Source organism: Actinospica durhamensis (assembly GCF_018139695.1).
Classification (GTDB): Bacteria; Actinomycetota; Actinomycetes; order Streptomycetales; family Catenulisporaceae; genus Actinospica; species Actinospica durhamensis.
This window is the reverse complement of sequence record NZ_JAGSOG010000366.1, coordinates 1-7,090: the sequence shown is the minus strand read 5'-3', so window position 1 is coordinate 7,090 and position 7,090 is coordinate 1. Positions and strand designations below refer to the sequence as shown.

The 7,090-nt window shown below is 71.7% G+C and carries 6 protein-coding genes; all 6 read left to right on the top strand.

The window, feature by feature from the left end:
- The coding region (locus tag KDL01_RS37545) for an amidohydrolase (RefSeq protein WP_212533481.1) at nucleotides 1-896 on the top strand (896 nt) is incomplete at its 5' end.
- A gap of 64 nt (nucleotides 897-960) precedes the next feature.
- The gene (locus KDL01_RS37540; protein ID WP_212533480.1) at nucleotides 961-2,622 is read left to right on the top strand and encodes an ABC transporter substrate-binding protein; all 1,662 of its coding nucleotides are present in this window, start codon (nucleotides 961-963) and stop codon (nucleotides 2,620-2,622) included.
- Nucleotides 2,622-3,572 carry an ABC transporter permease gene (locus KDL01_RS37535; RefSeq protein WP_212533479.1) on the top strand — a complete coding sequence of 317 codons (951 nt, stop codon included), beginning with the start codon at nucleotides 2,622-2,624 and terminating at the stop codon, nucleotides 3,570-3,572. Before KDL01_RS37540 ends, KDL01_RS37535 begins: the two co-directional genes overlap by 1 nt.
- Entirely contained in the window at nucleotides 3,569-4,486 is a 918-nt protein-coding gene (locus KDL01_RS37530; RefSeq protein ID WP_212533478.1) for an ABC transporter permease, read from the top strand. Before KDL01_RS37535 ends, KDL01_RS37530 begins: the two co-directional genes overlap by 4 nt.
- Nucleotides 4,483-5,505 carry an ABC transporter ATP-binding protein gene (locus tag KDL01_RS37525; RefSeq protein ID WP_212533477.1) on the top strand — a complete coding sequence of 341 codons (1,023 nt, stop codon included), beginning with the start codon at nucleotides 4,483-4,485 and terminating at the stop codon, nucleotides 5,503-5,505. Before KDL01_RS37530 ends, KDL01_RS37525 begins: the two co-directional genes overlap by 4 nt.
- Before the next feature lie 179 nt (nucleotides 5,506-5,684).
- On the top strand, nucleotides 5,685-6,650 hold the full coding sequence (locus tag KDL01_RS37520) for an ABC transporter ATP-binding protein (protein ID WP_212533476.1): 966 nt from the start codon (nucleotides 5,685-5,687) through the stop codon (nucleotides 6,648-6,650).
- Nucleotides 6,651-7,090 lie beyond the last annotated feature (440 nt).

Here is a 7,090-nt window from a genome sequence, read left to right as displayed (position 1 = left end):
GGGAGGGCGGGCTCGAGCAGCTGCCCGGCTTCCTCGCCCGCCGGACCGAGGCCGAGCGCCGGCACCGGCTGTCCGGCGGGACGGTCAAGATGATGCTCGACGGCGTGGCCGAGAATCACACCGCGGCGATGCTCGAGCCCTACCTCGACCCGCACGCCGCAGGCTCCGGCAGCGCCGCCGCGGGCGCGTGCGGCTGCGGGCAGCGCGGCTCGGGGCTCGACTTCATCGACCCGGCGAAGCTGCCCGAGTACGTCGCGGCGCTGGACGAAGCCGGCTTCCAGGTGCACTTCCACGCGCTGGGCGACCGGGCCGTACGCCACGCCCTGGACGCGGTCGAGTTCGCGTCGGAGCGCAACGGCCGGCGCGGCAACCGCCACCACCTGGCGCACCTTCAGGTCGTGCACCCGGACGACGTGGCGCGCTTCACCCGGCTGGGCGCGAGCGCCAACATGCAGCCGCTGTGGGCCTGCCACGAACCGCAGATGGACGAGCTGACGATCCCGTTCCTGGGCGAGCGGCGGGCCGGCTGGCAGTACCCGTTCGGTTCGCTGCGGGCGGCCGGCGCGATGCTCGCGGCCGGGTCCGACTGGCCGGTGAGCACCCCGGACGTGATGGCGGGGCTGCACGTGGCGGTCAACCGGCGCGACCCCGGTGCGGACGGCCCGGCGCTGCTGCCGCACGAGCGGATCGACCTGGGCACCGCGATCGCCGCGTACACCGCGGGCACCGCCCGGATCAACCACCTGGACCGCGTCACCGGCTCGATCGAGGTCGGCAAGTACGCCGACCTGGCACTGCTCGACCGCGACCCCTTCGCCGCCCCGTCCGAGGAGATCGCCGCGACGCGCGTGCTGCGCACGTACGTCGAGGGCGAGGCGGTGCACCTCGCCGAGTAAGGGCGCTGAATACCGGCTCCCGAGAATCCTTCCGCGCATTCCCCTTCCCCTCGAGAGGATCGAGATGTCACGAAACGCAACACGGCGTGCGGGCGGCGTGTCCGGCGCGATGGCCCTGTGTCTGGCGCTGAGCGCGTGCGGCGGCGCGAGCCACGCCGGCTCCGGCGCCGGGGCGAAGAGCAACTTCAGCCTGGCCGATCTGACCACCGGCACCGCGCACGGCGCGGTCGGCGACCTGACCTGGTACGGCGACTACCGTGCGCCGTACTCGGAGGACCCGCTCAAGACCGCCGACTACCCGGAGGAGACGATCCTCGGCAACGTCTGCGAGCCGCTGCTGCGCACCGCGGCCGACTACAGCCTGCACGCGGGGATCGCGCAGTCCTGGTCCCAGCCCGACGCGCTGCACCTGGTGTTCGACCTCGACCCGAAGGCCACCTTCAGCGACGGCCACCCGGTCACCCCGGCGGACGTGGTCTACAGCCTGCTGCGCAACACGGACCCGAACGAGGCGAGCAACTTCGCCGACTCGTACATGTATGTCAAGACCATCACTGCGACGGGCCCGAAGCAGGTGACGGTCACCTTCAACCGGCCCGACTACACCTTCGTGCAGAACATGGGCATCCTGGCCGGGGCGATCGTGGAGAAGTCCTTCGCCGAGAAGGCCGGGCAGAGCTTCGGCAGCGCGCAGGCCGGCGTGATGTGTTCGGGCCCGTACACCATCGCGTCCTTCGACGGCACGAACACCATGGTGCTCAAGGCGAACCAGGACTACTGGGACAAGACCCAGCAACCGCTCGCGAAGTCCATCACCTTCCGCTTCCTGTCCGACCCCTCGGCCATCTCCAACGCGCTCAGCTCCGGCACCCTCGACGGCGCCTTCGACCTGCCGCCCTCGGTCGTCCCGGCACTGAGCAAGTCCAGCACCGGCAAGCTCTACATCGGCGGCCAGGGTTCGACGACGCAGAACATCGACCTGATCATCTCCAGCCTCACCGGCGGCTTCTCCGACGCCCGGGTGCGCCAGGCCCTGTCGGACGCGATCGACCGCTCGGGTATCGCCAAGAGCATCTTCGACGGCGCCGCCGATCCGCTCTACGCGGTGGCCGGCCCCGGTTTCTGGCAGACCAGCTCGGCCAAGCCGGTGTATCAGGCCGCGTACCAGAATCTGGCGCAGTCCCCTGACATCGCGGCCGCCACGAAGCTCGTCCAGCAGGCGGGGGCGACCGGCAAGAGCGTCAGCATCGCCTACGCCGCCGACAGCCCGATGACCGCGCAGATCGCGCAGGTGATCCAGCAGGCCGGCGACCAGATCGGGCTGAAGGTGAAGATCGTGGGCCTGCCCGACCAGCAGTACGGCAGCCTGTTCACCGATCCGAAGGCGCGAGCCGGGTACGACGGGTTCCTCACCATCAACTACCTCGAGTTCCCGGACGCGGCCGACATGTACGCCAGCTACGCGACCCCCGCGGGCTCGCAGAACTTCAACGGCTACAACGACGCCACCGTCACTGCGGACCTCGCGGCCGCCGTCGCGACGCAGGACCAGGCCAAGCGGGCCGCACTGGTCACCGCGGCCCAGACGATCCTGGCCACGTCGCTGCCGTGGATCCCGATCGTGGCCCCGCGGGCGCTGGTGTACGAGAACAAGTCCGTCACCGGCGCCCCGCTGAGCTTCTCCTACATGGACAGCGCCTGGGCCGCGTCGGTGGGAGCGCCCTGATGACGCGGATGGTGATCAGCCGGCTCGGCGGGCTGGCCACGACGCTGCTGCTGGCGAGCGTCGCGATCTTCGGGAGCCTGTACCTGGCCCCGGGCAGCCCGGAGGACGTGCTGTTCGGCACCCGCCAGCCGTCCCCGGCCGCGCGCGCCGCGGTGGAGCACCAGCTGCACCTCGACCAGCCGCTGCCGGTGCGCTACTGGGACTGGCTGACCGGCGTGCTGCACGGGAATCTGGGCACGTCGATGGTCACCCAGCAGTCGGTGGCGAGCCGGGTCGGCTCGGGCCTGGGCACCACCGCGACGCTGGTGCTGATCGCGGTGCTGTTCGTGGTGGTGTTCGGGATCGCCCTAGGCGCGGTGGCGGCGCTGCGCCCGGGGGCGGTGGACGCGGCGGCCGGCGCGGTCACGTCGGTGACCGTGACGATCCCGCCGTTCGTCGCCTCGACCGTGCTGATCACGGTGTTCGCGGTGCGGCTCGGCTGGTTCCCGTCCTCAGGGATCGGCACGGGCTTCGGCGGGCGGATCCACGGCCTGATCCTGCCGGCCTGCGCGCTGGCGATCATGAACTGCGGCTTCCTGGCCCGGGTGACCCGCAACGCGCTACTCGACCAGCTCGGCCGGGAGCACGTGCAGACCGCGGTGGCGCGCGGACTGCCGCGGGCGATCGTGCTGCGCGACCATGTGCTGCGCAACGCGCTGCCACCGATCTCGACCGCGGCGGCGCTGCTGACCTCGGGCATGTTCGCCTCGACGCTGATCGTGGAGACGGCGTTCGGCGTGCCGGGGATCGGCCAGCTGACCATCACGTCGGTGGCGCAGAAGGATTTCCCGGTGGTGCAGGCCGTCTCGCTGCTGCTGGTGGCCGCGTTCGTGGTCTGCAACGCGCTCAGTGACCTGCTTCAGGCGCTGATCGACCCGCGGCTGCGTTCGACGAGCGGGAGGATGGCATGAGGATCCACATCCTGGGAAGAATCGCGCGGGCGCGCGCGTCCCTCGGCCCGGCCGGGACAGTGGCGGCGGTGTTCCTGCTGCTCGTCCTGCTCATGGCGGTGCTCGCGCCGCTGGTCGCGCCGCAGGACCCGAACCTGCAGTCGCTGCTCGACGCGTACTCCGGCCCGTCCGGCGCGCACCTGCTCGGCACCGACGGCCTCGGCCGGGACATCGCGTCCCGGCTGGTCTACGGCTCGCGCACCAGCCTGCTCGGCCCGACCCTGGTGGTGGCCGTCGCGCTCGGCGTCGGCGTGCCGCTGGCGCTGCTCGCGGCCTGGTACGGCGGCTGGGTGAACGCGGTGGTCGCGCGCGTGTTCGACCTCGTCTACGCCCTGCCCGGGCTGCTGCTCGCGGTGCTGGCCGTGGCGCTGTTCGGGCCCGGCCTGATGCCCGCGGTGGTGGCGCTCTCGATCGCGTACATCCCGTTCCTCGCCCGGATCGTGCTGGCCGCCGCGCGCCAGCAGCGGGTGAGCCCGTACGTGGACGCCCTCGCGGTGCAGGGCTTCGGCGTCGTGCGGATCACCGTCCGCCACATCCTGCGCAACATCGGCCCGGTGGTGCTCGGACAGGCCGCGATCGCGTTCGGTTACGCGCTGCTCGACCTGGCCTCGCTCTCCTACCTGGGCCTGGCCGTGCAGGCGCCCACCGCGGACTGGGGCGTGATGGTGAGCGACAGCAATGCCCTGCTCCAGGGCTACTGGCTGCCGGTGCTCGCGCCCGGCGTGCTGATCGTGTGCTGCGTCCTGTCGCTGACCGTGCTCGGCGCCCGGATCAGCGGCGAACGCCCCCAGCCGTACCTGCGCACGCGGCGCCGGGCCCGCACGACGGCCCGGACGCAGCCCGCGGCCGTGGACCAGAACGGAGCGGCCGCATGAGCGCCGACACCCGCGCCCTGCTGGAGATCGAGAACCTGACGGTGCGTCTGGCCGACCCCGCCGCCGACGACGCCCCGAAGCCGCTGCTCGAGGGCATCAGCCTGAGCCTGGCCCCCGGCGAAGCCCTCGGCCTGGTCGGCGAGTCCGGCTCCGGCAAGTCGATGACTATACGCGCGGCCACCCGCCTGCTCCCACCGCGGGCGAGCGTCGAGGGTGCGATCCGGTTCGAGGGCACCGACGTCACCCGCATGTCGGGCCCCGCGCTCCGGGCGTACCGGGACACCGGCGTCGGCATGGTCTTCCAGGACCCGCGCGCCCACATCAACCCGACCCGCCGCATCGGCGCGTTCCTGACCGAGGCCCTGGTGCGCAACCGCGGCGTCGGCCGGCGCGAGGCGACCGCGCGCGCGGCGGCCGTACTCGGCGAGGTCGGCATCGACGACCCGGCCCGGCGCCTGCGCCAGTACCCGCACGAACTGTCCGGCGGCATGCTCCAGCGCGTCATGATCGCCTCGGTGCTGCTGGCCGAGCCCCGCCTGATCCTCGCCGACGAGCCGACCACGGCCCTCGACGTGACGATCCAGTCCGAGGTCGTCGGCATCCTCGACCGGCTGCGCCGGGACCGCGGCATCGGCATGGTCTTCATCACCCACGACCTGGACCTCGCCCTCGCGGTCTGCGGCCGGGTAGCGGTGATGTACGCCGGCCGGATCGTCGAACTGCGCGACGCGAAAGACCTGCACGAGCGCGCCGCGCACCCCTACACCCTCGGCCTGCTCGGCTCCCGCCCCTCGATCGACGTGCGCTCCGCCCGCCTGACCGCGATCCCGGGCCGCCCCCGCGGCGCCTTCGAGTCCGGCCCCGGCTGCGCCTTCGCCGACCGCTGCGCACACGCCCAGGACGTATGCCGCACCACGCCGCCCGAACCGGTCCGCTTCCGCGACGGCGACGTGCGCTGCCACCTGCTCGACCAGATCCACAGCGTGCCCACCGCGGCACGGGAAGGCGGTGCCGCGTGAACCCGAACGAGACGGCGGCGGCAGGGGGGTTGGCTGCGGCGGCTGCGGCGGCTGGGGCTGCATCGACTGCGGCTCCGGCGGCTTCGGCTCCGGCCGCGGCTACCGCTCCGACTCTCGATCCGGCTGCGGCGTCTGCTCCTGCTCCTGCTCCTGCTCCTGCTCCTGCTCCTGCTTCGGCGGTGAGCGTCAGGGACCTGACGAAGATCTTCCCCGGACGCGGCGGCGGACACAAGGCCGTGGACGCGGTGAGCTTCGAGCTCGAACCAGGCGGCGCCCTCGGCATCGTCGGCGAGTCAGGCTCCGGTAAGACCACCATCGCCCGCATGCTCATCGGACTCGAAAGCGCGACCGCCGGCAGCATGAGCGTCCTAGGCCGAGACCGCTCCCGCCCCGCCCGCGGCGCGGCCGAACGCCGAGCACGCGCCCGCGAACTGCAGATCGTGTTTCAGGACCCCTACACGTCCCTGGACCCGAGCCAGAGCGCCCGCGCCGCCGTGGACGAGGTGCTACGCCATCACGCGGCAGGCGCGGCACGCGCGGCACGCGCGGACGCGAGCACGAGATCGAGATCGAGATCGGGACCGGACCCGCGCTCCGCCCCCACAAAGGCCACAGGCCCCACCTCGGGTTCCGACCCGGCCATCGACACCCGCCCCGACGCGGATTCCAACACGCGCCCCGTCACAAGTCCCAGCACGAACGCCGACCCGAGAGACGCCCGCGCCCGCCAGACCCGCCTAGAAGAACTCCTCGACCAGGTCGGCCTCACCGAACGCCAGTCCCACGCCCGCCCACGCGACCTGTCCGGCGGCCAACGCCAACGCGTCGCCATCGCCCGCGCCCTGGCCGCCGACCCCGCCGTGCTGATCCTGGACGAGGCGGTCTCCGCCCTCGACGTGTCCATCCAAGCCCAGATCCTCAACCTGCTCGTGGACATCCGTGCCCGAACCGGCATCGCCTACATCCTGATCTCGCACGACCTCGCCGTGGTACGCCAACTGTGCGACAGCGCCCTAGTCCTCCGCAGCGGCCGCGTGATCGAACAGGGCTCCTGCGCCGACATCCTCGACAATCCAGCCGAGGACTACACCCGCGCCCTACGCGCCGCCGTCCCAGTCCCAGGCTGGCGCCCACCCCAGCACTGACACGAGCAGACAACGCCAACACGGCGTCGCCGTCCGCCCCCAGCCCCGGCCTGATCCCCCACGATCAGACCGGGGCCCTCGCGTACCCCGAGACGTGATCAGCCCGTGCTTCACCGGACCACGCCGGCACCACACATTCAATTCAGTCACGCGCTACTTCAGTATTCGACCTCAACATTCGATAAGCCAGCAAGATAATACTCCAGTCGTAGATCGTTACTGACGTGAAGTCAGCTACGTTGCGCTGCAATGGATCTACGGTTGGCGACTGCCTTGGCGTCGGGTGGGCGCACGCAGGCCGCCCCGTGATCATGGTGTTGTGACGCAACATGACATGGAGGCGGCCTGCGCCGTCATTGTAGATCCCGAGCCGGCGGACGCGGTATTCGCGGAGCTCACAGCGGGGCTGGCGCCGTCTTTTCAGCGCCGTGACCTGCGGG